Raw genomic sequence first — 23,838 nt, 5'->3', positions numbered from 1 at the left:
GCGTGAATGGATCTGTGATGAACGTAGCTTTGGTCAAGAACGACAGCGGCACCGTGGCGAGCAGCGTCTTTGCTTCCGCCCAGGGCCGGCTGCCCGGCGCCGGCAAGGTCGCGGATATCAGGCGCGAGGCCTTCGCGGCTTTCGAGCGCACGGGCCTGCCGCACCGGCGCATCGAGGAATGGAAGTACACCGATCTTCGTGTGCTGATGCGCGAGGTGCTGCCGCTGGCAGGCGCGCCGGACGCGGCGGCGCTGGCGCGGGCCAAAGCCGTGCTGGCTTCTGTTGCCGTCGACGGTGCTCGGAAGCTGGTGCTGGTCGACGGCGTGTTCGTGGCGGAGCTCTCGGATATTTCGGCCTCCGAGGATGGTGTCAAGGTTCACACGCTGCGCGAGGCGCTGCAGAGCGCCGGCAGCGAGCGGCTGCTGGAAACGACCGTCAACGATGCCATGGTCATCTTGAACGGTGCGCTTGCGACCGATGGTGTCCTGATCTCCGTGGCGGATGGTGCAAAGCTCTCGAACCCGCTGCAGATCATTCACATCGCGACAGCATCGCAAGCATCGCGTGCCAGCCGCTCGCATCTTTCGGTGGGGAACGGCGCGCAGGCGACTTTGATCGAAAGCGCGATCGCAGCCGATGGTGCCTCAGGCTATCAGGCCAATGACGCCGTGGTCGTGTCCCTCGGTGATGACGCTGCGCTGTCCACCATTCGCCTGATGCGCGATGCCAGGGACGCCGTTAACATCACTTCAGCCAAGTACGAGGTCGGTGCGCGGTCGAAACTCAATATCTTCAACATGACAACAGGCGGCGCCGTCAGTCGTCTGCAGGGCTTCATTACTCTCAAGGGCGAAGGCAGCGAGCTGATCGTCAACGGTGTCAACCTGCTGCGCGACAAGCAGCATGGTGACATGACCCTGGTTGTCGACCACGCGGTACCCGGCTGCACCAGCCGCGAGAACTTCCGCGCCGTGCTCGACGATCGTGCCCACTCGGTATTCCAGGGCCGTATCATCGTGCGCCCCGACGCGCAGCAGACCGACGGCAAGATGATGACGCGGGCGCTGCTGCTTTCCGACGAGGCCGAGGCCGACTCGAAGCCGGAGCTCGAGATCTTCGCCGACGACGTCTCCTGCGGCCACGGCGCCACTGCCGGCGCGCTCGACGAAAGCCTGCTGTTCTATCTGCGCGCCCGCGGCCTGCCCGAGAAGCAGGCGCAGGCGCTGCTGATCCAGGCCTTCGTCGGTGAGGCGATCGAGGCGATCGAGGATGATGGCCTGCGCGAGCGCGTCATCGCCGCCGCCCAGGACTGGATGGAGGCGCGCGCATGAGCACGCATCCCGCTGTCTCAAACGGCTCCTACGACGTCGCCCGCATCCGCGAAGATTTTCCGGCGCTGGCGCTGCAGGTCTACGGCAAGCCGCTCGTCTATCTCGACAATGCGGCGTCGGCGCAGAAGCCGCGCGCCGTGCTCGACCGCATGACGCAGGCCTACACCAGCGAATACGCCAACGTGCATCGCGGCCTGCATTATCTCGCCAATGCCGCGACCGAAGCTTATGAGGGCGGCCGCGAGCGTGTCACGCGCTTCCTCAACGCGCGGCGCAGTGAAGAGATCATCTTCACCCGCAACGCGACCGAGGCGATCAACCTCGTCGCATCCTCCTGGGGCGGACCGAACATCGGTGAAGGCGACGAGATCGTGCTCTCGATCATGGAGCACCATTCCAACATCGTGCCGTGGCACTTCTTGCGCGAGCGCCAGGGCGCCGTGATCAAGTGGGCTCCGGTCGACGATGACGGCAACTTCCTGATCGACGAGTTCGAGAAGCTGCTGACGGACAGGACCAAGCTGGTCGCGATCACGCAGATGTCGAACATGCTGGGCACGTTGGTTCCGGTGAAGGAGGTCGTGCGATCAGCGCATGCGCGCGGCATCCCTGTGCTGGTCGACGGCAGCCAGGCCGCCGTGCACCTCGCAATCGATGTCCAGGACATCGATTGCGACTTCTATGTCTTCACCGGCCACAAGCTGTACGGGCCGACCGGCATCGGCGTGCTCTACGCCAAGTACGACCACCTTGTTGCCATGCGCCCCTACAATGGCGGCGGTGAGATGATCCGCGAGGTCGCGCGCGACTGGGTCACTTATGGCGATCCGCCGCACAAATTCGAGGCCGGCACCCCGATGATCGTCGAGGCGGTCGGGCTGGGCGCGGCGATCGATTACGTCAATTCGGTCGGCAAGGAGCGCATCGCCGCGCACGAGCACGACCTGCTCACCTATGCCCAGGATCGGCTGCGCGAGATCAATTCGCTGCGGCTGATCGGCACCGCCAAGGGCAAGGGCCCGGTCATCTCGTTCGAGATGAAGGGCGCGCACGCGCACGACATCGCGACCGTGATCGATCGCCAGGGTGTCGCGGTGCGCGCGGGCACGCACTGCGTGATGCCGCTTTTGGAGAGATTCAACGTCACGGCGACCTGCAGGGCCTCGTTTGGCATGTACAATACGAGGGAAGAGGTCGATCAGCTTGCACAGGCATTGATCAAGGCGCGGGAATTGTTTGCATGACCGACACGGCCGACGTCAAAACTCAGACTGTCGAAACCCATTCGGCGCTGCCGCCGGAGGAGACCGAGCGGCTCTCCACCGAGATCATCGCGGCGCTGAAGACGGTGTTCGATCCGGAGATCCCGGCCGACATCTACGAGCTCGGCCTGATCTACAAGGTCGACATCAAGGATGACCGCAGCGTCGACGTCCTGATGACGCTGACGACGCCGAACTGCCCGGCGGCCGGCGAGTTGCCGACCATGGTGGAAAACGCGATCGCCAGCGTTCCGGGGGTCGGCGTGGTCAATGTGAGCATCGTCTGGGAGCCGCAATGGACGCCGGACCGGATGAGCGACGAGGCCCGGCTCGTCCTGAACATGTGGTGAGACGAGCGGGCACGAAGTTTGAATAGTAAGGGCGGATCACATACCCCGCCGGGATGACGCCATGACCAGCACGACGAATTCGACAGCGCCTGTTGCCAAGCCCAAGCCGCGGCCCCGTCCGCAGGTGATGCGGCTCACCGATGCGGCGGCCAGGCGCATCCGTGAGCTCACTGATCGCGCCGAGTCCGAGATCATCGGATTGCGTGTCGGTGTCAAGAATGGCGGCTGCGCCGGTCAGTCCTACACGGTCGAATATGCCCATGATATCCGGCCGACCGACGAGGTCGTCGAGGACAAGGGCGTCAAGATCCTGGTCGATCCCAAGGCCGTGCTGTTCCTGCTCGGCACCGAGATGGACTATCAGGCCGACAAGATGCAGGCGCAGTTCGTGTTCAACAATCCGAACCAGATCAGCGCCTGCGGCTGCGGCGAGTCGGTTCAGCTCAAGCCGGCCGAGGTCTGATCGTCCGCTTTCAGCCAGGGCGGCACCGGAGCTGTCGCGTTCCGGACATTGACATGCGCCACCCTCTCGACCGAAAACTCCAGGCGAGCAACTGGGGCGTTGGCGAGAGCTGGTGCGATGGACCGCGAATTCCTGATCGATCTGTTCGCCGGTTTCGGTCCGGTCACAATCCGGCGGATGTTCTCCGGCTTCGGCATCTCCGCCGACGGCATCAACTTCGCGCTTGCGCTGCGCAGCGGCCTTTATCTCCGTGCTGATGAAACCAGCTTTGCCAGGTTCGAGGAGGCCGGATCCAAGCCGTTCTCCTACGAGACCCGCGCGCGGACCATGACGGTGCGCTCGTATTGGCAAGTGCCGGCGCATCTGTTCGACGACTCCGACGAGTTCGCGATATGGGCCAGAGATGCGTTTGCAGCGGCGCAAAGAGCGGCCCTGAGCAAGCAGACCAGGAAGCGGGCGGCATCTCGCCGCGGGCGCGAGCAGGGTCCGGCACGTGGCGGGGGGCAGCCCGGTGCGACCAAGCCAGCGGCGAAAACGGCCAAGCCGGCCAAGACGCGGAAGGTCGCCAAGACGATCCGCAAAGCGCCCGCGGCAGGTCGCAAGACGCGCAGTGCGACAGCAGCGTCGGGCCGACAGAAATCCCGCACGCCATCATCGCGGACGCGTTGATGCTGCTGCCGGGGCAACGCCGGCACCGTCGCAGTCAGGCCACCCGACCTCGCGTCGTCGTCGCGTATTCGGGATCGTTCTCGCACACCACCTTGTTGCGCCCGTTGCGTTTGGCGGCATAGAGGCAGGCGTCGGCGCGTTCGATCAGCGTATCGGTATCGTCGCCGGCCCGCAGCAGCGACACGCCGACCGAGATCGTCACACGTCCCAGGATCTCCCCGGTCGACTTCTTCTTCAGCTCCTTCGCCGTCACGGCGCGGCGGATGTGATCGGCGACTGTCAGCGCGTGCTGCAGCGAGGTGTTCGGCAGCACGACGGCGAATTCCTCGCCGCCGTAGCGCGCCGCGATGTCCTGCCCCTTGATGGCGTGCTTCAGGGTCATTCCGACCAGGCGCAGCACCTGGTCTCCGGTGAGATGTCCGTAGGAATCGTTGAAGGACTTGAAATGGTCGATGTCGAACATCAGCAGCGACAGCGGCTGTTGGGTCGCTAGCCCCGATTGCACGGTCGTTTCGATCATCCGGTCGAAATATTTGCGATTGCCGAGGCCGGTGAGCGGATCGGTCAGGCTCTCGGCCCGGATCACCTCCAGGCTATGCTGCAGCCCGCTGATCTCGTCCTTCGACAGCGTCAGCCGCTCTTCGAGGATCCGGTTGGTCTCGCGCATCTGCCTGGTCGAATCGGTGAGCGCCTCGATGATGTCCACCAATTGCTCGCGGCTGGTTGCCGACGCGAGCCGCTGATCGGCGCCCGCGAGGCTCGCATCGTAGCTCGCCGTTCTGCCGAGAGCATCGGTGAGCATGTTCACCAGGTCGTCGATCTCGCCGACGACGCGCGCGCCGACCTTGTCGATGCGATCCGACGTCTTGAGCTGCGCGAGGTAGGAGTCGTACAGTTGATCGAGATCGGACTGCGACAGCTTGCCGTTGCGCGACAGCGTCTCGTTGATGATCTCGTTCAGCGGTGCGTTGTAGCCCGTCGCGTAGACGTACCAGACCTCGTAATTGCGCGGATTGGCCGAATGGCGAAGCATTCTGATCTGGCTGAGCGCGACTTCGGCGAAGCCTATCGTGCGTTCGTGTTCGTCAAGCGCATTGACCACCACAGGTTCTCCCCAATCGCCCGCGTCGCCGTCGTCACAGCAATGAAATAAACAATGCCGGCCAAGCTAAAGGACGTTTGTGAACCAGGGGTAAATACGGCCGTAGTATCCCGGATACACCCAAGCCACGCATACGGGAAAGGCACCTCATATGTTCAATGAGCTACATAGGATGCTTCTGGGAACTTGCTGAAGCGGGCTGGAGCTGTTCGCTCGGGTGTGCGCCTCGCTGATAGCTCCAGCGCTGTCGTCGACTTAAGTCTCATGTCTGACGGAAGCGGCAGCTGATCTTTTTGCGGACGCGACGTTCCGGGCGACCGCATTTGGAACAGCCCGGAATCTTGCTTGCTCAGGGAAGCGGTGCCCTCACCGGGCGAAGCAGGAACGCCGGCAGATGTGAGTGATCAGCGGGCTCGTTGTCGAGGTCGCGCCGCGGCCGCCGCGCTTCATTGCGAGGCTGTTCGTTACGAGGCTGTTCCTTGCGAGCGCTCGGCGCGGCAGGCCGAGGAGAATTTGCCTGTGCGGCGCGCGGCGCTGCCGCCCGCGGCTCACGCTCGCGCGGGGCTGCATCACGCTCGCGAGGGGCCGCATCGCGCTCCCGCGCCTTGCCGCGGCTGCCGCGACGCGCGGCGTCACGCGGACGGCGCTCACGCGTGTCCTCGTCGCCCGAGGATTCCTGCACCTCGTAGTCGCCCTCGATCGTCGGAATGCCCTGTCCGATCAGCTTCTCGATGGCGACCATCGACTTCTGGTCGGCCGGGGCCACGATCGAGATTGCGGTGCCGGTCCGTCCGGCACGGCCGGTGCGGCCGATGCGGTGAACGTAGTCGTCGGAATGATGCGGCACGTCGAAATTGAAGACGTGGCTGACTTCCGGAATGTCGAGGCCGCGTGCGGCGACGTCGGAGGCGACGAGCAAGGGCAGTTCGCCCTTGCGGAATTGATCGAGCGCGGCCGTGCGGGCCGACTGGTCCATGTCGCCGTGCAGGGCGCCGACGCTGAAGCCATGCTTCTGCAGCGACTTGTGAACGATGGCGACGTCGCGCTTGCGGTTGCAGAAGATGATTGCGTTCTTCAGATCCTTGGCGTCCCGCAACAGCCTGCGCAGCACCTCGCGCTTCTGATGCGCCTCGCGTCCGGATGGGACCTGCAACTGCGTCACGGTGACGGCGGTGGTGGCGGGCTTGGAAACCTCGACCTTCTGCGGGTTGTGCAGGAAGGCTTCGGTGATGCGCCGGATCTCCGGCGGCATGGTTGCTGTGAAGAACAGCGTCTGGCGGGTGAAGGGGACGAGCTTGCAGATGCGCTCGATGTCCGGGATGAAGCCCATGTCGAGCATGCGATCGGCTTCGTCGATGACCAGGAGTTCGACCCCGGTGAGCAGCAATCCGCCGCGCTCGGTATGGTCGAGGAGGCGGCCCGGCGTGGCGATGAGGACGTCGACCCCGCGGGTCAGCTTGGTGTCCTGGTCGCCGAAGGAGACGCCACCGATGAGGAGCGCGACATTGAGCTTCTGCCCGGCGCCATAGCGATCGAAATTCTCCTTGACCTGGGCGGCCAGCTCGCGGGTCGGCTCCAGGATCAGAGTGCGCGGCATTCGTGCGCGGGCGCGGCCCTTCTCGAGGATCGTGAGCATCGGCAGGACGAACGCGGCGGTCTTGCCGGTGCCGGTCTGGGCGATGCCGAGCACATCGCGGCGCGCCAGGACGTGAGGAATCGCTTGTTCCTGAATGGGCGTGGGGGTGGTGTAACCGGTGGCCGCAACTGCAGCCAACACCTTGTCGGACAAGCCGAGATTGGAAAAAGACATCGAGCCTCTATGTCACGCGCCGATAGGCACGGGGCCTCTGTTCGACGCCGCCGTTAGGAATCGAGGGGTAAAAGGCTGTGGTCGCGCTCAACCCCGAAACGGCATGCTCTAAGGAAGCTGGGGGTTTTCTGACTAACGCCGACCCGCGGTCAATCTCTCAGGAATCGGATGCGATCCGGCCGCGCTGCTGCGGAAGATAGGGGCGAATCCTGCAAAGTCAATGGAAGAGGGGAACGAAGTACCGAAAAAGCTTAATGTTTTTGCATTATTTGCGGGCAACCTGTCGTCGAGCTGTCGTATTCGGCTGCTCCGAAGCTCTGGCCGGCCGCTGGCGGAAAGCGCTCTGGTCGAATTGTCGACGGAATTGCGGCGTGTGTTCGGCAGGGAGTTGGAGCGGCCCGCGGGCGCCTCGGAGATGAACCGGTGGCGGCGTGCCGCCGACTATCGATGGCGGCAGCCCACGCAATGAAGGCAGGGACGGACGATGAGATCGATGCGGACGTGGCTGGCGTGCGGGCTGGCGATGCTGGCGGTGGTTCTGGCGCCGGCCGCCGCGCATGCCGAGAAGCGCGTTGCGCTCGTGATCGGCAACAACGACTACCGGTACGTTCCGAAGCTGCAGAAGGCCGTCAACGACGCGCGCACGATGGGCGACACGCTGAAACAGCTCGGCTTCAATGTCATGGTCGCGGAGAATCTCAGTCGCCAGCAGTTCAGCCAGACACTGCTGGCGTTCGACAATGCCGTCGAGCCGGGCGACACCGCGTTCTTCTTCTATGCCGGCCACGGCTTCGAGATCGCGGGCCAGAACTTCCTGTTGCCGACCGACGTGCCGGCGGCGACCGAAGGGCAGGAGGAGCTGGTGCGCGACGCCTCGATCCTCGCGGACCGCGTCATCGAGCGGCTGCAGAACAAGAAGGCGCGCACCTCGATCCTGGTGTTCGACGCCTGCCGCAACAATCCGTTCGAGCGCTCGGGCACCCGCGCGGTGGCGGGCGGGGGTGGCCTGGCCCCGATGACGCAGTTGCCCGAAGGCGTATTCTCGGTGTTCTCGGCCGGTCCGCGCCAGACCGCGCTCGATCGGCTCTCCAACGATGACGCCAATCCGAACTCGGTGTTCACGCGCACCTTCGCCAAGGAGCTGACGCAGCCCGGCGTCAATCTGGTGCAGGTCGCACAGCGCACCCGCCGTCTGGTCAGCGAACTCGCCGAGACCGTGCGGCACAAGCAGATTCCGGTCTATTTCGACCAGATGGTCGACGATGTGTTTCTCAACGGCATGGCGAAGGGCCCGGCCGCGGCCGACAAGCCGGCCGAGCCGCAGCCGAAGCTCGCGGCGCTGCCTCCCGTCTCGGCGCCACGCATTCCGCCGGCGAACGAGAGCCTGAACGCACCGATTGCGATGTTCTCGCGCCACAATGGCGGCTGGACCGTCACGTTCTCGATCGCCGATCCGACGCTCGGTATTTCCTGGCGCATGGGTGAGGCAGGGGAGTTTCGCGAGACCGGCTTCATGGACGTGCTCGATCCGCGCACGCGCAAGCGCATGCCCAATCCCTCGATCCAGCTGTCGGCGGATGCGCCCGCGGGCACCATCCAGGTCCGCTATGTCGATGCGACGGGCGAGATGCAGGGGCCGTTCCCGATCCGGTTCGAGCCGGAGGCCGCGCTGGTGCGTGACCAGCGCAAGATCCTCGACATGACGGCGACCAGCTGGCTGTCGTTCCGCGAGTTCAACGGTCTCCTGGTCTACTACACGCACCTGATGTCGTATCGCTGCGCGATCCGCGAGGTCCGCATCGGCGTCGACACGGCCGTGCCGGACAAGGTCCTGAACATGCCCGGCTGTGACATGCGCGATCCCATCGCGATTCCATCCAACGCCACGCCCTATTTGAAATTGCCGCCGGCGACGAAGTTCGTCTCGGTGGAGTTGACCTATCGTGACGGCAGCGTTTCCGAGATCAAGAGCTTTCGTCGCTGAGGCCTTGGCTACGCCATGATCGAATAGCCGCCGTCGACGGGAATGGCTGTGCCGGTGACGAAGTCCGAGGCCGATGAGCTCAGAAACGTGGCGATGCCGGCGAAATCGTCGATGTCACCCCACCGTGCCGCGGGCGTGCGCGCCAGCACGCGGTCGTGCAGGCCGTCGATCTGGCTGCGCGCCGCGCGCGTCAGGTCGGTGTCGATCCAGCCCGGCAATATCGCGTTCACCTGGATGTTGTCGGGCGCCCAGGCGCAGGCACAGGCGCGCGTGTACTGCACGATTCCGCCTTTGCTGGCTGCATAGGCCGGCGCGAAGCTGGCGCCGAAGATCGACAGCATCGAGCCGATGTTGATGATCTTGCCGCCGCCGTTCGCCTTGAGGGCCGGGTAGGCGGCCTTCGAGCACAGGAAGGCGCTGGTGAGATTGGTGTCGATCACCTCCCGCCACTCCTCCAGCTCGAGCACGTGCGGCGGCTTGCGGATGCTCATGCCGGCATTGTTGATGAGGATGTCGATGCGACCGAGCTCGCCGGTCACGCGCGCGACCATGGCGGTGACGTCGTCCTTGTTGCTGACGTCGGCCGTGACGGCGATGGCGTTGACGCCGCGCGCCGCCAGATCGGCAACTGCCGCCTGCGACTTGGCTTCGTTGCGGCCGACCACGGCGATGTCAGCGCCGGCATCGGCAAGCCCGCGCGCCATTCCCAGGCCAATTCCGCCGTTGCCGCCCGTCACGATCGCAACCTTGCCCCTCAGGTCGAAACGGCCCGCCATGCCGTGTCTCCATTGTTGTTGTCGGAGATCAGCAGGTGCCCTGCCAGATCATCACCAGGCCGAGCGCACCCATGCCGACGCCGTAGCCTGCCCACTGCAGCTGGTTGATCATGAAGCTCGTCCGCGGCCATGCCACCACCCCGGTGCCCTGACCGACCCAGAGCAGGCCGATGGCGAGCAGAAGCAGGCCGCCGATCATCAGGAATTTCCGCATGGCCACTTCCTCCCTCATCGACCGCGTCACAGCATCGGAAACGCTGCTGCCGTCTTTTTTGTGAAATTTTGTGACGAGGAGGCTAGCGGCCGGCGCGGCAGATGACCAGCGGCTCCAGCCGCCAATATCCGAGCCAAAAACAAAAAGCCCCGGATCAACCGGGGCTTTTCGCAGAATTATTGAAAGACCGAGTGCGTTCGGCTCAGTACTTGACGACCGGGCCGGTCCAGTTGAAGCGGTAGACCAGCGAAGTGCTGATGGTCTGCACCCACGGCTTGAAGCTGACGGAGTCGGTCGTCACGAGGTTGCCGACGTCGGTACGGACCGCGATGTCCTTCCGGTCGTAATAGGCAGCGCGATATTCGGTCTTCATGAACCAGCCCGGCGCCGAGATGCCGAAGATGTTCAGGTTGTTCTCGACGCCGCCGCCGACGAACCAGCCATTGCGGTTGAACGAGTCGGTGTGGAAGCCGGACGCCGCGCCGGTGAGGGTGGTCAGGCCGGTGCCCGACCAGTGCGAGCCGGAGTAGCCGGCGTTGACGTAGGACAGCACGTTCGGCGCAACCAGGTAGCCGACGCGAGCGCCAGCGGCCCAGGCGGTTTCCATCTTGATCCGGCCGGTCAGGGCAGCGAACTGATCCTGCACGGTGCCACGCAGGCTGCCGAACTGGCCGTCAGCGAACACACCGAAGACCCAGGTCGGGTTGACCTGCCAGTCGTAGCCGGCGCCGACGGTGCCGAACCAGCCGTCGCCGCCGACGCGCTGATCGATCGTCACCGGCACGCCGTTGAAGTTGGTGTGCGAGTCTGCATCCCAGATGCCGCCGCCGGCACCACCGAAGATGTAGAAGCCGGTCCAGCTCGGCGCCACCGGCATCATCGGAGCCTTCACATAGGGGCGAGCCGCCAGATCAGCAGCCGAAGCGGCACCCGTGATCGCAACCAGCGCAGTGGCAGCAAGCAAAAGCTTTTTCATATTCAATTCCCCAAGATCGTCATGTCGCAGGTGCCGGGTTGCGGCGGCGATTCCCTCGCCAGATGTGCCCGAACTATAGCCGATTGGTGCCCAAAAGCTGTTGCCGGTTGACCACACCGGAGGGGAAAGTGCGGTGCGGGACGCCTTAGCTTTCTGTAAACAACTGAAACAGAAAGAGAAAAGCAGGCCCAGGCGAGCGAATGGAACCTGCAATCGAGGCGTGAAATCGGGTCAAAAGCTAGACGTCGAGCAGCTCGTCGCTGGCGAATTCGGCCTTTTCCGAAATGAAGGCGAAGCGGGCCTCTGCCTTGGTCCCCATCAGCCGCTCGACCGAGTCGGCGGTGCCGTCGCGATCCTCGGCCAGCAGAACCACGCGCAGCAGGGTGCGCTTGGCCGGATCCATGGTGGTTTCCTTGAGCTGGGCCGGCATCATCTCGCCGAGACCTTTGAAGCGGCCGATCTCGACCTTGGCGTTGGCATTGAACTCGCGCTTCAGGAGCTCGTCCCGATGGGCATCGTCGCGCGCGTAGAACGTCTTGCTGCCATGGGTGAGCCGGTAGAGCGGCGGCACGGCGAGGTAGAGATGCCCTTCGTCGATCAGCGGCCGCATCTGCCGGTAGAAGAAGGTGATCAGCAGCGAGGCGATGTGGGCGCCGTCGACGTCGGCGTCGGTCATGATGATGATGCGCTGGTAGCGCAGATCCTCTTCGCGATACGACGTGCCGGTGCCGGCGCCGATCGCCATCACGAGATCGGCGAGCTGGGCGTTGGCGGTCAGCTTGTCCTTGCCGGCCGAGGCCACGTTGAGGATCTTGCCGCGCAGCGGCAGCACCGCCTGCTTCTTGCGGTCGCGCGCCTGCTTGGCGCTGCCGCCGGCCGAATCGCCCTCGACAATGAACAGCTCGGAGCCCTCGGTGCCCGCGTCGGTGCAGTCGGCGAGCTTGCCGGGCAGGCGCAGCTTCTTGGTCGCGGTCTTGCGCGCCGTCTCCTTTTCCTGACGGCGGCGGATACGCTCCTCGGCGCGCTCGATGACGAAGTCGAGCAGGCGATTCGCCTGCACCGGGTTGCCGGACAGCCAGTGATCGAACGGGTCCTTGACGGCCTGCTCGACGATGCGCTGAGCCTCTGCGGTGGCGAGGCGGTCCTTGGTCTGGCCCTGGAATTCCGGCTCGCGCACGAACACCGAGAGCATGATGGCGGCGCCCGCCATGATGTCCTCGGAGGTGATGTTGGCCGAGCGCTTGCCCTGGCCGACGCGCTCGGCGTGGTCCTTCAGGCCACGCAGCAGCGCGCTGCGGATGCCGGATTCGTGCGTGCCGCCGTCGGGTGTCGGAATCGTGTTGCAATAGGAGGACAGGAATCCGTCGGCGTCCGCGGTCCAGGCGACCGCCCATTCGCAGCCGCCATGGCCACCGGTGCGGCCCGACTTGCCGGCGAAGATATCCGGATGGACCAGCGTGTCGGCATGGATCGCGGCGGCCAGATAGTCCTTCAGGCCGCCGGGGAAGTGGAAGGTCGCCTCGGGCTGAACGTCCTCGATGCCTTTCAGCAGCGACGGATCGCATTTCCAGCGGATCTCGACGCCGCCGAACAGATAGGCCTTCGAGCGCGCCATCTTGAACAGGCGCTGTGGCTTGAACGTCGCCTTGGCGCCGAAGATGGTTGGGTCGGGTTGGAAACGCACCCGTGTGCCGCGGCGGTTGGCGACCTTGCCGACCTCCTCGAGCTTGCCCTTCGGGTGGCCGCGCTCGAACACCATGCGGTAGAGCTTCTGGTTGCGGGCAACCTCAACCTCGAGCCGGGTCGACAGCGCGTTCACCACGGAGATGCCGACGCCGTGCAGGCCGCCCGAGGTCTCGTAGACCTTGGAGTCGAACTTGCCGCCCGCGTGCAGGGTGCACATGATGATCTCGAGCGCCGACTTCTTCGGAAATTTGGGATGGGGATCAATCGGAATGCCGCGGCCGTTGTCGGTCACGGTGAGGAAGCCTTCGGCATCGAGCTCGACCTCGATGAAGGTGGCGTGGCCGGCCAGCGCCTCGTCCATCGAGTTGTCGATGACCTCGGCGAACAGGTGGTGCAGCGCCTTCTCGTCGGTGCCGCCGATATACATGCCGGGGCGGCGCCGCACCGGCTCCAGGCCCTCGAGGACCTCGATGTCACGGGCAGTGTAATCGCCCTCGGCACCCGCAGAGCGGGCGGCTGGCTTGGCCGGAGCCTTGCCCTTTGCGGCGAACGCCGCCAACGGGTCCGTGACGCCCTTGGCCTTGGCTTTTGCAGCTGATTTCAACGGCTTACCCATGGAATCTGATGTTGCGTGTGCGCAAGATGGAACGAATCGTTGGGCCTGACTATGCCATGGACCGGCATAAAACAATGACCCGGGAAACAACGACGTTCACCGGCCCGCCACGTCTTGGCCGGTTCCGATCGCCGGATCGACGCTGTTCACGCGGTTCAGCCGGTTGTTGTGACTTGAAGTGGGCGGGTTCGGTGGCGTACCAGTCTGCGCCAGGGAACCGCGAAGGCCTTCAAGCACTTAAGCGCCCCGGAGCAGAAAGGCGTCGAGCAGATGGAAGATTTTGGCCGCGCGGTTGCCGACTTCGTGCGCGACCATCAGGCCTGGGCTGCTCCGATCGTTCTGTTGCTTGCCTTTGGCGAGTCCCTGGCCTTTGTCTCACTCCTGATTCCTGCCTGGGGCGCCCTGGTCGCGATTGGAGCCCTGATCGGCGCCACCGGGATCAGCTTCTGGCCGATTTGGCTGGCCGGGGGCATCGGCGCCGCGCTCGGCGACTGGCTCTCCTATTGGTTCGGCTACCGCTACAAGGATCGTGTCGCCCAGATGTGGCCACTGTCGCGCTACCCGGAGATGCTTCCGCGCGGCGAGGCCTTCGTGCGCGATTGGGGCGTGCCGAGCATCTTCATCGGCCGGTTCTTCGGCCCGTTGCGTGCATCGGTGCCGCTGGCGGCGGGCATTTTCGAGATGCCCTACATGGTGTTCCAGATCGCCAACTTCGTGTCGGCGCTGGTGTGGTCGGCGGTGCTGCTGCTGTTCGGCGACATCATCGGGCGCATCATGGAATGGCTGTGGCATGCGGTCTGATGCCAGCCCCAAAAACGGGGGCCGGGCCGACTTGCGAGCTTGACGCAGGAACCCGGCGGCCTTATAGGCCTGCCCCCATGATCAACGCAGCGACCAACATGATCGCCGAAATGCGCCGTCGTACCCCCGCGGTACGGGCGATGATCTGCGTCTAGATCACAGCCCCTGCCGCCGGATCCGAATCCCGCGGCAGACTTTCTCCTTGCAGCGCGATTGATCAGGCGGCTCCTTCGTCCAGCAGGAGTTTCCGATGTACACGCCACCACCCTTCAAGCCCGATCGCGCCGCGAGCCTCGGCTTTGCAGACGCGCGCGGCTTCGGCACGGTGTGCGCGTCGGACGGCACCAAGCCGATCGCGTCCTCCGTGCCGTTTCATCTCGGGGCGCTCAACGACGGCACGCCGCAGGCGTTCTTCCACGTCGCACGCGGCAATCCGCTGGCGAAGCTCGCCGACGGCGCGACGCCGTGGCTGCTCGCCGTCAACGGCGCCGATGCCTATGTGTCGGCCGACTGGTACGTCTCGCCCGATCAGGTGCCGACCTGGCTTTATCAGGCAGTGCATCTGACCGGCCCGGCGCGCATCCTGTCGGAGGCGGAGCTCGCAGAGCAGGTGGATGCGGTCAGTGCCGAGTTCGAGCAAAGGCTGTTGCCGAAAACGCCGTGGACCTCGGACAAGATGAGCGCTGGCCGGCTGGAGGCGATGCGCAAGGCGATCATCGGCATCGTGATGACGATCGACCAGGTCGAAGGCAGTTTCAAGCTCAACCAGCACAAGTCCGAAGCCGACTATGCGGCGGTCGCAACCCGGCTCGGCGAGCGGCCCGACATCGGCTCGCAACAGATATCGTCTCTCATGCGGCAGGCGCGGCCCCAGGCCTTTGCCGGCGAAACCCACCCCTCAAGGAGCGTGTCATGACCGTGATCGATAGCAACTTGCCGAAAGCTCACACCGCCTCCGGGGTTGCGGCGCGCGCCGTGTTCGTCGACGGCGGCTCGGGCACGACTGGCTTGGGAATCGCCGAGCGGCTCCGGCACCAGCCGGACATCGTCGTGAAGACGATCGCCGAGGACAAGCGCAAGGATCCAGCGGCCAAGCGGGCGCTGATGGCGGAGGTCGATCTCGTCATCCTCTGCCTGCCGGATGATGCGGCCAAGGAGACGGTGGCGCTGATCGACGGCATGGGACATGCCGCGCCGAAGGTGCTGGACGCGTCGACCGCATACCGGGTCGCGCCGGACTGGGCCTATGGCTTTCCCGAGCTCGCCGCCGACCAGGCCGACAAGATCCGGAATGCGCGGAAGGTCTCCAATCCCGGCTGCTATCCCACCGGCGGCATCGCGCTGCTGCGGCCGCTGGTCGATGCCGGACTGATGCCGCAGGACTATCCGGTCACGGTGAACGCGGTGAGCGGCTATTCCGGCGGCGGCAAGACGATGATCGCGGCCTTTGAGAATGGCACCGCGCCGAACTTCGAGCTGTACGGCCTCAGCCTCGAGCACAAGCATCTACCCGAATTGCAGCTCTATTCGCGGCTGACCCGGCGGCCGATCTTCATTCCCTCGGTCGGCAACTACCGGCAGGGCATGCTGGTCTCGGTGCCGCTGCAGCTCGACACGCTGCCGGGCAAGCCGTCTGGCTCAGACCTGCAGACCGCCCTGGCGAAGCACTATGCCGGCAGCCAATACGTCTCGGTGATGCCGCTCGATGGTGCGGCGGCCAAGAGCGGCCGGCTGGAGCCGGAGGCGCTCAACGAGACCAACAAGCTCGAGCTCTACGTCTTCGCCAGCGACAAGCATCACCAGGCGGTGCTGGTGGCGCGGCTCGACAATCTCGGCAAGGGCGCGTCGGGCGCGGCCGTGCAGAACATGCGGCTGATGCTCGGGCTGCCCGATCTCGGCAGCTGAGATCGATCTGGATCATCCGGTCGCGGAAGCGCCCGGCACGATCGGCAACATCATGCGACGGCCGGCGTTCCGCCGGCCGCGCTGTGCAACGACGCACGCTGAGGAATGGGCAGACCCATGACCCCCACCGATCTGAATGCGCTGGCCGTCACCGTGAGCGATGTGCGAGCCGCCGCGGCGACCATCCACGGCGCCGTACTCGCGACCGCCTGCAACCAGAGCCGGACGCTCGGCGAGATCTGCGGATGCAACATCTGGCTGAAATTCGAGAACCTGCAGTTCACGTCCTCGTTCAAGGAGCGCGGCGCGCTGAACCGGCTGAATGCGCTGTCCGCCGAGCAGCGCGAACGCGGCGTGATCGCGATGTCGGCCGGCAACCACGCGCAGGGCGTCGCTTACAACGCGCGGCGTCTCGGCATTCCCGCGACCATCGTGATGCCGGTGGGCACGCCGATGGTGAAGGTGGAGAACACCAGGCGGCACGGCGCCGAGGTCGTGATTTCCGGCGCCACCTTGGAGGAGGCGGGCGCGTTCGCCAGGGAGCATGGCGCGGCTCTCGGCATGACCATGATCCATCCTTACGACGATCCGCTGATCATCGCGGGGCAGGGCACGGTGGCGCTGGAGATGCTCGCGGTGGTCCCCGAGCTCGATACGCTCGTGGTGCCGATCGGCGGCGGCGGGCTGATCTCCGGCATGGCAGTCGCGGCGCGCGCGATCAAGCCGGGCTTGCGCATCGTCGGCGTTCAGGCCGAGCTCTATCCGTCGATGTACAACGCCATCCGCGGCAGTCAGCTGCCGATGCGCGGCGACACGCTCGCCGAGGGCATCGCGGTGAAATCGCCGGGCCGGATCACGACCGAGATCATCCGCCATCTCGTCGACGACATCCTGCTCGTCACCGAACCGCAGATCGAGCGGGCGCTCGCCACCCTGATCTCGATCGAGAAGACGGTCGTCGAAGGCGCCGGCGCGGCCGGTCTCGCTGCCGTGCTTGCGCACCCCGCGCAGTTTGCCGGATGCAATGTCGGGCTTGTGCTGAGCGGCGGCAACATCGACACCCGGCTGATCGCCTCGGTCCTCACCCGCGAACTGGCGCGCGAGGGGCGGCTGACGCAGCTGTCGATCGACATCGTCGATCGTCCCGGACAGCTTGCTGCCGTCTCCACATTGCTGGCGGACGCAGGCGCCAACATCATCGAGGTGTCGCACCAGCGCACGTTCTCCGACCTGCCGGCGAAGGCGACCTTGCTGGAGCTGGTGATCGAGACGCGCGACCAGGGGCATCTCAACGACGTGATGGCAAAACTGGTGGCCGCCGATTTCAAGGCGCGCTGCACCTGAGCGTCAGGCGATCTCCAGCAGATCCTTCGCGGTGCGGCAGACGTCCGCTCCGCATTTTCCAGGCGAAAGGCGCGTGCGGCTGCCCGCCGATTCTTGCTCAGCCCAATTAGCAATCTCTCTGTCTGCTCGTGAAGCTGTTCGCAAATGCGAACACGTTTGAGGTTTGCTCGGTCAGAATTTCAGTTGCGTACCTCAAAAAATGAGGACAGGATTACCGCAACAAAAAAGACGGTTGGGAGGATTTCTGATGAGACTGCTCGCGAAGCTGGGACTCGCCGCTGCCGCATGCCTGCTCTGGGCCAACGCCGCGAGCGCCGATACGACCGTGAAATGGCTGCATATCGAGGTCAATCCGGCCCAGGTGAAGATCTGGGAGGAGGTGGTCCGCGCCTATGAGGCGTCGCATCCGGGCGTCAAGATCGAGATGCAGTTCCTCGAGAACGAGGCCTACAAGGCCAAGCTGCCGACTATCCTGCAATCCAAGGACCGGCCGAACATCATCTACAGCTGGGCTGGCGGTGTCCTGAAGGCGCAGATCGAGGCTGGCGTGCTCGAGGACATCACTGAGCAGGTGAAAGGCTACAGCGACAGCGTGACTCCGGCGGCGCTCGCGGCATTCACCGACAGCGGCCACGTCTACGGCTTGCCGATCTCGCTGTCGCAGGTCGGCTTCGTCTGCAACAAGGAGCTGATGGCCAAGGCGAAGGTCGATCCCACGGCGATCAAGAGCTGGAACGATCTGCTGAGCGCCGTGAAGACGTTGAAGGCGGCCGGCGTGACCCCGATCGTGGTCGGCGGCGCCGACAAATGGCCGCTGCATTTCTACTGGACGCATCTTGCGGTGCGGATCGGCGGTAAGCCGGCATTCGACGCGGCGCTGCGTGGCGAGAATGGCGGCTTTGCCGGCGACACCTTCGTCAAATCAGGCGAGCTGTTCAAGCAGCTCGTCGATTTGCAGCCGTTCCAGAACGGCTTTCTTGGCTTCAAGAATCCGCAGGCGGTCGGTTATTTCGGCGATGGCAAGGCGGCGATGACGCTGGCGATCAGCTCGGTCTACAATCTCCAGCGCGCGCTCGCTGCCGATAAGGTCGGGTTGAGCGAGGACAAGATCTGCTGGTTCGATTTTCCCACCGTGGCCGGCGGCAAGGGCGCGCCGACTGATACGCTCGGCGGCATCACCGGCTGGCTGGTCACCAAGGGCTCGCCGAAGGAAGCGGTCGATTTCCTGAAGTACTTCATCTCGAAAGATGTGCAGACACGGCTGGCGGCAGGGAATTTCGTCATCCCGGTGGTGCAGGGCGCGGAGGCAGGCCTCAACAACTCCTTCATGAAGCTGATCGCCGCCAATCTGGCGAAATCGAACTATCACCAGAACTTTTATGACCAGAGCCTCGGCCCCTCGGTCGGTCGCGTCGTCAACGACGTCTCCGCGGAGATCGCGGGTGGCAGCATGAGCCCGCAGGACGCCGCCAAGGCGATCGAGGCGGCGCGGAAGCAGGGCAACTGACGTGGCAAGGCCATTCGCGGGCTCGCCGGCGATGGATGTGTCGCCGGCATCGCTCTCGTCACGCGCGGTGCGTGGCCCGAGCTGGGACGGCCGCTTCACCGTCCTGATCCTGTTCCTGCCGCCGGCGCTGCTGCTGTTCACGCTGTTCGTGGTGCTGCCGATCGGCGAGGCCGCCTGGTACTCGGGCTTCAATTGGAATGGGTTTGGCAGGCCGACCAACTGGATCGGCTTTGACAACTATCGCTTCGTGCTGGAGACACGGGCGTTCTGGCTCGCGCTTCGCAACAATGGTCTGATCGTCGCGGTCTCGCTTTGTGTCCAGCTACCGCTTGCGCTGACGCTGGCCTTGATGCTTGCGGAGCGGTTCCGCGGCGCAGTGGCGCTGCGGATGCTGTTCTTCATGCCCTATATCCTCGCCGAGATCGCGACCGGGCTGATCTTCAGCTTCGTCTATGACGGCGATTACGGCCTGGTCGCCTCGATCTGGCGCAGCTTTGGCGCCGACCCGCCGCATCTCCTGGCCTCGACCGACACGGCGATGCTGGCAGTGCTGATCGTGATCGTCTGGAAGTATTTCGGCTTCCACATGATGCTGTTCATCGCCGCGCTCCAGAGCATCGACAAGAGCCTGATCGAGGCCGCCCGGATCGACGGTGCGACGCGGTCGCAGAGCCTGCGCCACGTCGTCATTCCCTTGCTCCATCCGACGATCCGGCTCTCGGTGTTCTTCGCCATTGTCGGCTCGCTGCAGCTGTTCGACCTGGTCATGCCGCTGACGCGCGGAGGGCCCGCCGACTCCTCGAATACGATGGTGAGCTTTCTCTACAACAACGGCATCTCCCGCATGCGGGTCGGCTACGGCAGCGCCATCGGCGTCATCCTGTTCGTGATCTGCGTGACCTTTGCCTTCACCTACAAACGATGGTTCATGCGCGATGAATAGTGCCGAGGCCACCAGGGCGCCGTTCGATCCTGCCGTGCTGTTCAAGGCAGCGTTCCTCGCCATCGTCGCCATCTTCGTGCTGGTGCCGCTGCTTGCGACGCTGCTCGGTGGCTTCAAGTCGCTCGGGGAGCTGCGCGTCAACCCGTTCGGCCTGCCACAGCATTGGGAGTGGCAGAACTATGCCGACATCCTGTTCTCCGGGCGCTACTGGCAGCTGCTGCGCAATTCGCTGATCATCTCGACGCTGACGGTCGTCCTGACTCTTATCGTCGCCTCGATGGCGGCCTTCACCTTTGCCCATGTCCGATTCTACGGCAGCTCGATGCTCTTGAGCTATTTGACGCTCGGTCTGCTGTTTCCGGCGGCGACCGCGGTGTTGCCGCTGTTCATCAAGGTGCGCGATCTCGGGCTGCTCGACACCTATTTCGGCGTCGCACTGCCGCAGGTCGCCTTCAGCCTCGCCATGAGCGTGCTGCTGCTGCGCCGCTTCTTCAAGGACATCCCCTACGAGCTGCTCGAGGCCGCGCTGGTCGACGGCTGCAGCTATATAAAATTCTTCCGCTACGTGACGTTGCCATTGTCGCGCCCGATCCTGGCGACGGTCGGCACCATCACCTTCGTCAACAGCTGGAACGCCTATCTGCTGCCGCTCGTGATGCTCAACACCGATGCGCTGTATCCATGGCCGCTCGGCATCATGGTCTATCAGGGCGAGTATTCGTCCGAGTGGCACCTGATCCTCGCCTTCATCACCCTGACCATCCTGCCCACCATCATTCTGTTCCTCCTGGCGCAGAAGCACATCGTTGCTGGCCTGACATCGGGCGCGGTCAAGGGATGAACGGGACCTCACGGAGACCACAATGAGAAAAGTCGGCATCGGCATCATCGGCTGCGGCAACATCAGCACCGCCTATCTGAAGGCGGCCGAGCGCTTCCCCGTTCTGGACATCAAGGCGCTCGCCGACATGCGCAGCGACGCAGCCGAGCGACAGGGCGCAGCCTTCGGCCTGCCGGCGATGCGGGTCGATCAATTGCTGAAGCGCGATGACGTCGAGATCGTCATCAATCTCACCGTGCCGCTCGCCCATACCGACGTCAGTCTCGCCGTGCTGAATGCCGGCAAGCACGTGCATTCCGAGAAGCCGCTCGGAATCGACGTCGCGGAAGCCCGCAAGGTGATCGAGCTTGCCGCGCAGAAGAATCTGCGGGTCGGCTGCGCGCCCGACACGTTCCTTGGCGGCGGCCACCAGACCGCGCGCAAGCTGATCGACGACGGCGCGATCGGCACGCCTGTCGCGGGCAGCGCGTTCTTCGGCTGTCCCGGCCATGAGCGCTGGCATCCGGCGCCGGGCTTCTATTACCTGCGCGGCGGCGGGCCGATGCTCGACATGGGCCCGTACTACATCACCGATCTCGTGCAACTGCTCGGCCCGGTCGTGAGCGTCATGGGCTCCACGGCGCGCCCGCGATCAGAGCGCCTTGTCACCAGCCAACCGATGAACGGCACACTGATCCCGGTCGAGGTCGCGACCCACGTCGCGGGCACGCTGGAGTTCGAGAGCGGGGCGGTGGTCTCGGTCACGATGAGCTTCGACGTTCCGAAGCACCGGCACGCGCCCATCGAGATCTATGGCGCCGAGGGTAGCATGCTGGTGCCGGACCCCAACCGCTTCGGTGGAGAGGTCCAGGTCGCCAAGACCGGCGGCGACTGGCAGACGATGCCGTTGACGCATGGTCACGTCGACGGCGAGTTCCGCTCCATCGGCGTGGCCGATATGGCGACCGCGATCCTGAACGACCGGCCGCATCGGGCTAGCGGTGCGCTCGCCTTCCACGTGCTGGAGGTCATGGAGGCGTTCCAGACCTCCGCAAACGAAGGCCGGCGGGTCAGGATCGAGAGCCGCGTGGAGCGGCCGGCGATGTTGCCTGTTGGACGCGACACCGGACAGATCGACTGAGGACAGAGACATGCGCAAGGCAATGATTGTATGGGGCGGCTGGCCAGGACATGACCCCGATCTGTGCGCCTCGATGATCCGCGGCTGGCTGAAGGCGGAAGGCTTCGAGGTGCGGATCGAGACCACGACGGCCGCGTTCGCAGATCCTGCGATCCACGATCTGTCGCTAATCATTCCAATCTACACGATGTCCAAGATCGAGAAGGCGGAAGCGCTCAATCTCTGCGCGGCGGTGCGCAGCGGAGTCGGGCTCGCCGGCCATCATGGCGGCATGTGCGATGCCTTCCGCGATTCGGTCGACTACCAGTTCCTGTGCGGCGGGCAATGGGTCGCCCATCCCGGCAACATCATCGACTATCGGGTCGACTTGACCAGGCCGGACGATCCCATCATGAAGGGCCTGACAAGTTTCGAGCACCGTTCCGAGCAGTATTACATGCACGTCGATCCGGCCAACGAGGTGTTGGCGACCACGACCTTCACCGGCGAGCACGCCCCATGGATCGAGGGGGTGGTGATGCCGGTGGTCTGGAAGAAGCGTTACGGCGCGGGCAGGGTATTCTATTCTTCGCTCGGCCACCGCGCCTACGAGCTCGACGTGCCGGAGATCCGGACGTTGATGACCCGCGGCATGCTATGGGCGGCGCGCGAGTGACGGCTGACGCGAACCCGTTACCGGTCCGGGCCACGCTGGAGGACGTCGCGCGGACGGCGGGCGTGTCGCTCGCCACCGTCGACCGCGTCATCAACCGGCGCGAGGGCGTGCGTGCCAAGACCGTTGCCCGGGTGGAGGCCGCTGTTGCCAAGCTGGGTTATCGCGCCGACGTCGCAGCGGCACGGCTCGCGCGCGGCCAGAGCTTCCGCTTTGCCTTCGTGCTGCCGACCGGCGGCAACAGCTTCATGACCATCCTGACCGAGCAGGTCCAGCGCACGGCAGAGTGGCTGGCCGGTCAGCGCGGCTTCATCGATATCCTCCACGTCGACGTGTTCGATCCTGACGTGCTGGCCGGTGCGCTGGAGAACCTGTCGCCGGCCTATCAGGGCGTTGCGGTCATCGCGCTGGATCACCCCAGAGTGCGCGCCGCGATCGACGAGCTCACCGCGCGCGGCGTCGCGGTGGTGACCCTGGTCTCGGATGCCCCGAGCTCGCGCCGCCTGCACTATGTCGGCATCGACAACCCTGCCGCGGGACGGACGGCGGCCACGCTGATGGGGCGCTACCTCGGCGGCCGCGAGGGGACGGTTGCCGTGATCGCGGGATCATTGTCGTTGCGCGATCATGCCGAGCGGCAATTCGGCTTTCACCAGATCCTGTCCAGCGAGTACCCGAACCTGCTCGCGCTTCCGGCCATCGAGGGCCGCGATGAGAGCGAGCGCACGCGGGAGCTGACCGCCGCGCTGCTCGCCCGCCATCCGGATCTGCGCGGCATCTACTGCTGCGGCGCCGGCAACCGTGGCATCGCCGACGCGCTCGAGGCATCCGGCCGCGCCCGGGATGTGGTCTGGATCACCCATGAGCTGACCCAGCACACGCGGCGGTTCCTGGTCCGCGGAACGCTGGACGCCATCATCAACCAGGACCCCGGCCACGAGGCGCGCTCGGCGGCGCGCATTCTGCTCGCGCACTGCTCGGGGGAGCCGATCAGTCCGGACCAGGAGCGCATCCGCATCGATATCTTTCTGCGGGACAATCTGCCCTAGCAGATCGGCCTAGAGCCAGCCGAAGATGGCGAGCGCCAGGATGGCCTGGGCGATGAAGCCGACCACGAACGCCAGCGTCCGGAACACGGGCAGGCCGATCGCGTAGACGATGACGTGGGCCACCCGCGACCAGAAATAGACGGCGCAGGCGAGCACGGTCCATTTGGTCGAATAGTCGATCGCGTTGAGGATCAGCACCAGCGGCGCGAAGATCACGAGGTTCTCGACCGCATTGTCGTGCGCGAACATCAGCCGCGTTGCCCACGGCGCGTGCGGCTTGTCGTTGCGGGAGGGGTTGGCCATCGCGCCCGTGAGGCCGCGGACCTGGCAGCGGTTCAGGATGTAGGGAACCCACAGCAGGCCGGTCAGAATGACCGTGAGCGTCAGCCAGAACAGTTCGCGCGTCATCGAGATCCCCTCAACTGATTCCCGTCCCG

The 23,838-nt window shown here is 64.9% G+C and carries 24 protein-coding genes; 17 read left to right on the top strand and 7 right to left on the bottom strand.

Annotation, left to right across the window (positions count from 1 at the left end; genetic code table 11):
* The first annotated feature begins 17 nt into the window (after positions 1-17).
* From sufD to QW868_RS14455, 5 genes are all read left to right on the top strand, one after another.
* Entirely contained in the window at positions 18-1,331 is a 1,314-nt protein-coding gene (sufD, locus tag QW868_RS14475; protein WP_316230803.1) for a Fe-S cluster assembly protein SufD, read from the top strand.
* Complete coding sequence (locus QW868_RS14470; protein WP_315755584.1) at positions 1,328-2,575, top strand: cysteine desulfurase; 1,248 nt, start codon at positions 1,328-1,330, stop codon at positions 2,573-2,575. Before sufD ends, QW868_RS14470 begins: the two co-directional genes overlap by 4 nt.
* Positions 2,572-2,943: an SUF system Fe-S cluster assembly protein gene (locus tag QW868_RS14465; RefSeq protein ID WP_315737808.1), complete on the top strand. Its 372-nt coding sequence runs from the start codon at positions 2,572-2,574 to the stop codon at positions 2,941-2,943. The genes QW868_RS14470 and QW868_RS14465 overlap by 4 nt, the downstream gene beginning before the upstream one ends.
* Before the next feature lie 61 nt (positions 2,944-3,004).
* On the top strand, positions 3,005-3,406 hold the full coding sequence (locus QW868_RS14460) for an iron-sulfur cluster assembly accessory protein (RefSeq protein ID WP_315737809.1): 402 nt from the start codon (positions 3,005-3,007) through the stop codon (positions 3,404-3,406).
* Positions 3,407-3,523: 117 nt separating this feature from the next.
* Positions 3,524-4,075 carry a TfoX/Sxy family protein gene (locus QW868_RS14455; protein ID WP_316230802.1) on the top strand — a complete coding sequence of 184 codons (552 nt, stop codon included), beginning with the start codon at positions 3,524-3,526 and terminating at the stop codon, positions 4,073-4,075.
* Between the two features lie 34 nt (positions 4,076-4,109).
* Here the strand turns inward: QW868_RS14455 and QW868_RS14450 are convergent, their stop codons facing one another.
* The gene (locus QW868_RS14450) at positions 4,110-5,108 is read right to left on the bottom strand and encodes a diguanylate cyclase (protein ID WP_316230801.1); all 999 of its coding nucleotides are present in this window, start codon (positions 5,106-5,108) and stop codon (positions 4,110-4,112) included.
* Here QW868_RS14450 and QW868_RS14445 point away from each other — a divergent pair.
* Positions 5,097-5,228: a hypothetical protein gene (locus tag QW868_RS14445; protein WP_316230800.1), complete on the top strand. Its 132-nt coding sequence runs from the start codon at positions 5,097-5,099 to the stop codon at positions 5,226-5,228. The genes QW868_RS14450 and QW868_RS14445 overlap by 12 nt on opposite strands.
* A 298-nt stretch (positions 5,229-5,526) precedes the next feature.
* Here the strand turns inward: QW868_RS14445 and QW868_RS14440 are convergent, their stop codons facing one another.
* The gene (locus QW868_RS14440) at positions 5,527-6,987 is read right to left on the bottom strand and encodes a DEAD/DEAH box helicase (protein ID WP_315755582.1); all 1,461 of its coding nucleotides are present in this window, start codon (positions 6,985-6,987) and stop codon (positions 5,527-5,529) included.
* A gap of 484 nt (positions 6,988-7,471) precedes the next feature.
* Between QW868_RS14440 and QW868_RS14435 the strand changes: the two genes are divergently transcribed.
* A complete protein-coding gene (locus QW868_RS14435; RefSeq protein WP_410051297.1) occupies positions 7,472-8,971 on the top strand; it encodes a caspase domain-containing protein in 1,500 nt (499 codons plus the stop codon).
* A gap of 8 nt (positions 8,972-8,979) precedes the next feature.
* On the opposite strand, the gene QW868_RS14430 is transcribed toward QW868_RS14435, so the two are convergent.
* The 4 genes from QW868_RS14430 to parE form a co-directional block, all read right to left on the bottom strand.
* Entirely contained in the window at positions 8,980-9,747 is a 768-nt protein-coding gene (locus tag QW868_RS14430; RefSeq protein WP_315774660.1) for a glucose 1-dehydrogenase, read from the bottom strand.
* A 28-nt stretch (positions 9,748-9,775) separates the two neighbouring features.
* Positions 9,776-9,961, bottom strand: coding sequence for a hypothetical protein (locus QW868_RS14425; RefSeq protein ID WP_315712631.1), 186 nt, complete (start codon positions 9,959-9,961; stop codon positions 9,776-9,778).
* A 202-nt stretch (positions 9,962-10,163) separates the two neighbouring features.
* A complete protein-coding gene (locus QW868_RS14420) occupies positions 10,164-10,937 on the bottom strand; it encodes a porin family protein (RefSeq protein ID WP_315755578.1) in 774 nt (257 codons plus the stop codon).
* 238 nt (positions 10,938-11,175) lie between these two features.
* A complete protein-coding gene (gene parE, locus QW868_RS14415; protein WP_315737816.1) occupies positions 11,176-13,239 on the bottom strand; it encodes a DNA topoisomerase IV subunit B in 2,064 nt (687 codons plus the stop codon).
* A 270-nt stretch (positions 13,240-13,509) separates the two neighbouring features.
* Between parE and QW868_RS14410 the strand changes: the two genes are divergently transcribed.
* The 10 genes from QW868_RS14410 (at position 13,510) to QW868_RS14365 (ending at position 23,401) form a co-directional block, all read left to right on the top strand.
* Positions 13,510-14,040: a DedA family protein gene (locus QW868_RS14410; protein ID WP_315737817.1), complete on the top strand. Its 531-nt coding sequence runs from the start codon at positions 13,510-13,512 to the stop codon at positions 14,038-14,040.
* 250 nt (positions 14,041-14,290) lie between these two features.
* Positions 14,291-14,956, top strand: a complete 666-nt coding sequence (locus QW868_RS14405; protein WP_315811101.1) for an FMN-binding negative transcriptional regulator — start codon at positions 14,291-14,293, stop codon at positions 14,954-14,956.
* A complete protein-coding gene (gene argC / locus QW868_RS14400) occupies positions 14,953-15,945 on the top strand; it encodes an N-acetyl-gamma-glutamyl-phosphate reductase (RefSeq protein WP_315811100.1) in 993 nt (330 codons plus the stop codon). Before QW868_RS14405 ends, argC begins: the two co-directional genes overlap by 4 nt.
* Positions 15,946-16,062: 117 nt before the next feature.
* The gene (locus QW868_RS14395; protein ID WP_315811099.1) at positions 16,063-17,289 is read left to right on the top strand and encodes a threonine ammonia-lyase; all 1,227 of its coding nucleotides are present in this window, start codon (positions 16,063-16,065) and stop codon (positions 17,287-17,289) included.
* Between the two features lie 247 nt (positions 17,290-17,536).
* Complete coding sequence (locus QW868_RS14390) at positions 17,537-18,796, top strand: extracellular solute-binding protein (RefSeq protein WP_315811098.1); 1,260 nt, start codon at positions 17,537-17,539, stop codon at positions 18,794-18,796.
* A 1-nt stretch (position 18,797) separates the two neighbouring features.
* A complete protein-coding gene (locus QW868_RS14385; RefSeq protein ID WP_315811097.1) occupies positions 18,798-19,739 on the top strand; it encodes a sugar ABC transporter permease in 942 nt (313 codons plus the stop codon).
* Positions 19,732-20,580 (top strand): carbohydrate ABC transporter permease, encoded by an 849-nt coding sequence (locus QW868_RS14380; RefSeq protein WP_315798550.1) that lies wholly within the window; start codon positions 19,732-19,734, stop codon positions 20,578-20,580. The genes QW868_RS14385 and QW868_RS14380 overlap by 8 nt, the downstream gene beginning before the upstream one ends.
* A 22-nt stretch (positions 20,581-20,602) precedes the next feature.
* Complete coding sequence (locus QW868_RS14375) at positions 20,603-21,700, top strand: Gfo/Idh/MocA family oxidoreductase (protein WP_315811096.1); 1,098 nt, start codon at positions 20,603-20,605, stop codon at positions 21,698-21,700.
* Positions 21,701-21,710: 10 nt separating this feature from the next.
* The gene (locus tag QW868_RS14370) at positions 21,711-22,355 is read left to right on the top strand and encodes a ThuA domain-containing protein (RefSeq protein ID WP_315712128.1); all 645 of its coding nucleotides are present in this window, start codon (positions 21,711-21,713) and stop codon (positions 22,353-22,355) included.
* On the top strand, positions 22,352-23,401 hold the full coding sequence (locus QW868_RS14365; protein WP_315755568.1) for a LacI family DNA-binding transcriptional regulator: 1,050 nt from the start codon (positions 22,352-22,354) through the stop codon (positions 23,399-23,401). Before QW868_RS14370 ends, QW868_RS14365 begins: the two co-directional genes overlap by 4 nt.
* A gap of 9 nt (positions 23,402-23,410) precedes the next feature.
* Here the strand turns inward: QW868_RS14365 and QW868_RS14360 are convergent, their stop codons facing one another.
* Positions 23,411-23,809 carry an MAPEG family protein gene (locus QW868_RS14360; RefSeq protein ID WP_315737826.1) on the bottom strand — a complete coding sequence of 133 codons (399 nt, stop codon included), beginning with the start codon at positions 23,807-23,809 and terminating at the stop codon, positions 23,411-23,413.
* Positions 23,810-23,838: the final 29 nt, after the last annotated feature.

The sequence above is a fragment of the Bradyrhizobium sp. SZCCHNR1051 genome, from assembly GCF_032489615.1.
Taxonomy (GTDB): domain Bacteria; phylum Pseudomonadota; class Alphaproteobacteria; order Rhizobiales; family Xanthobacteraceae; genus Bradyrhizobium.
The sequence above is the reverse complement of the archived record's forward strand: the minus strand, read 5'-3'. Positions and strand labels throughout refer to the sequence as shown.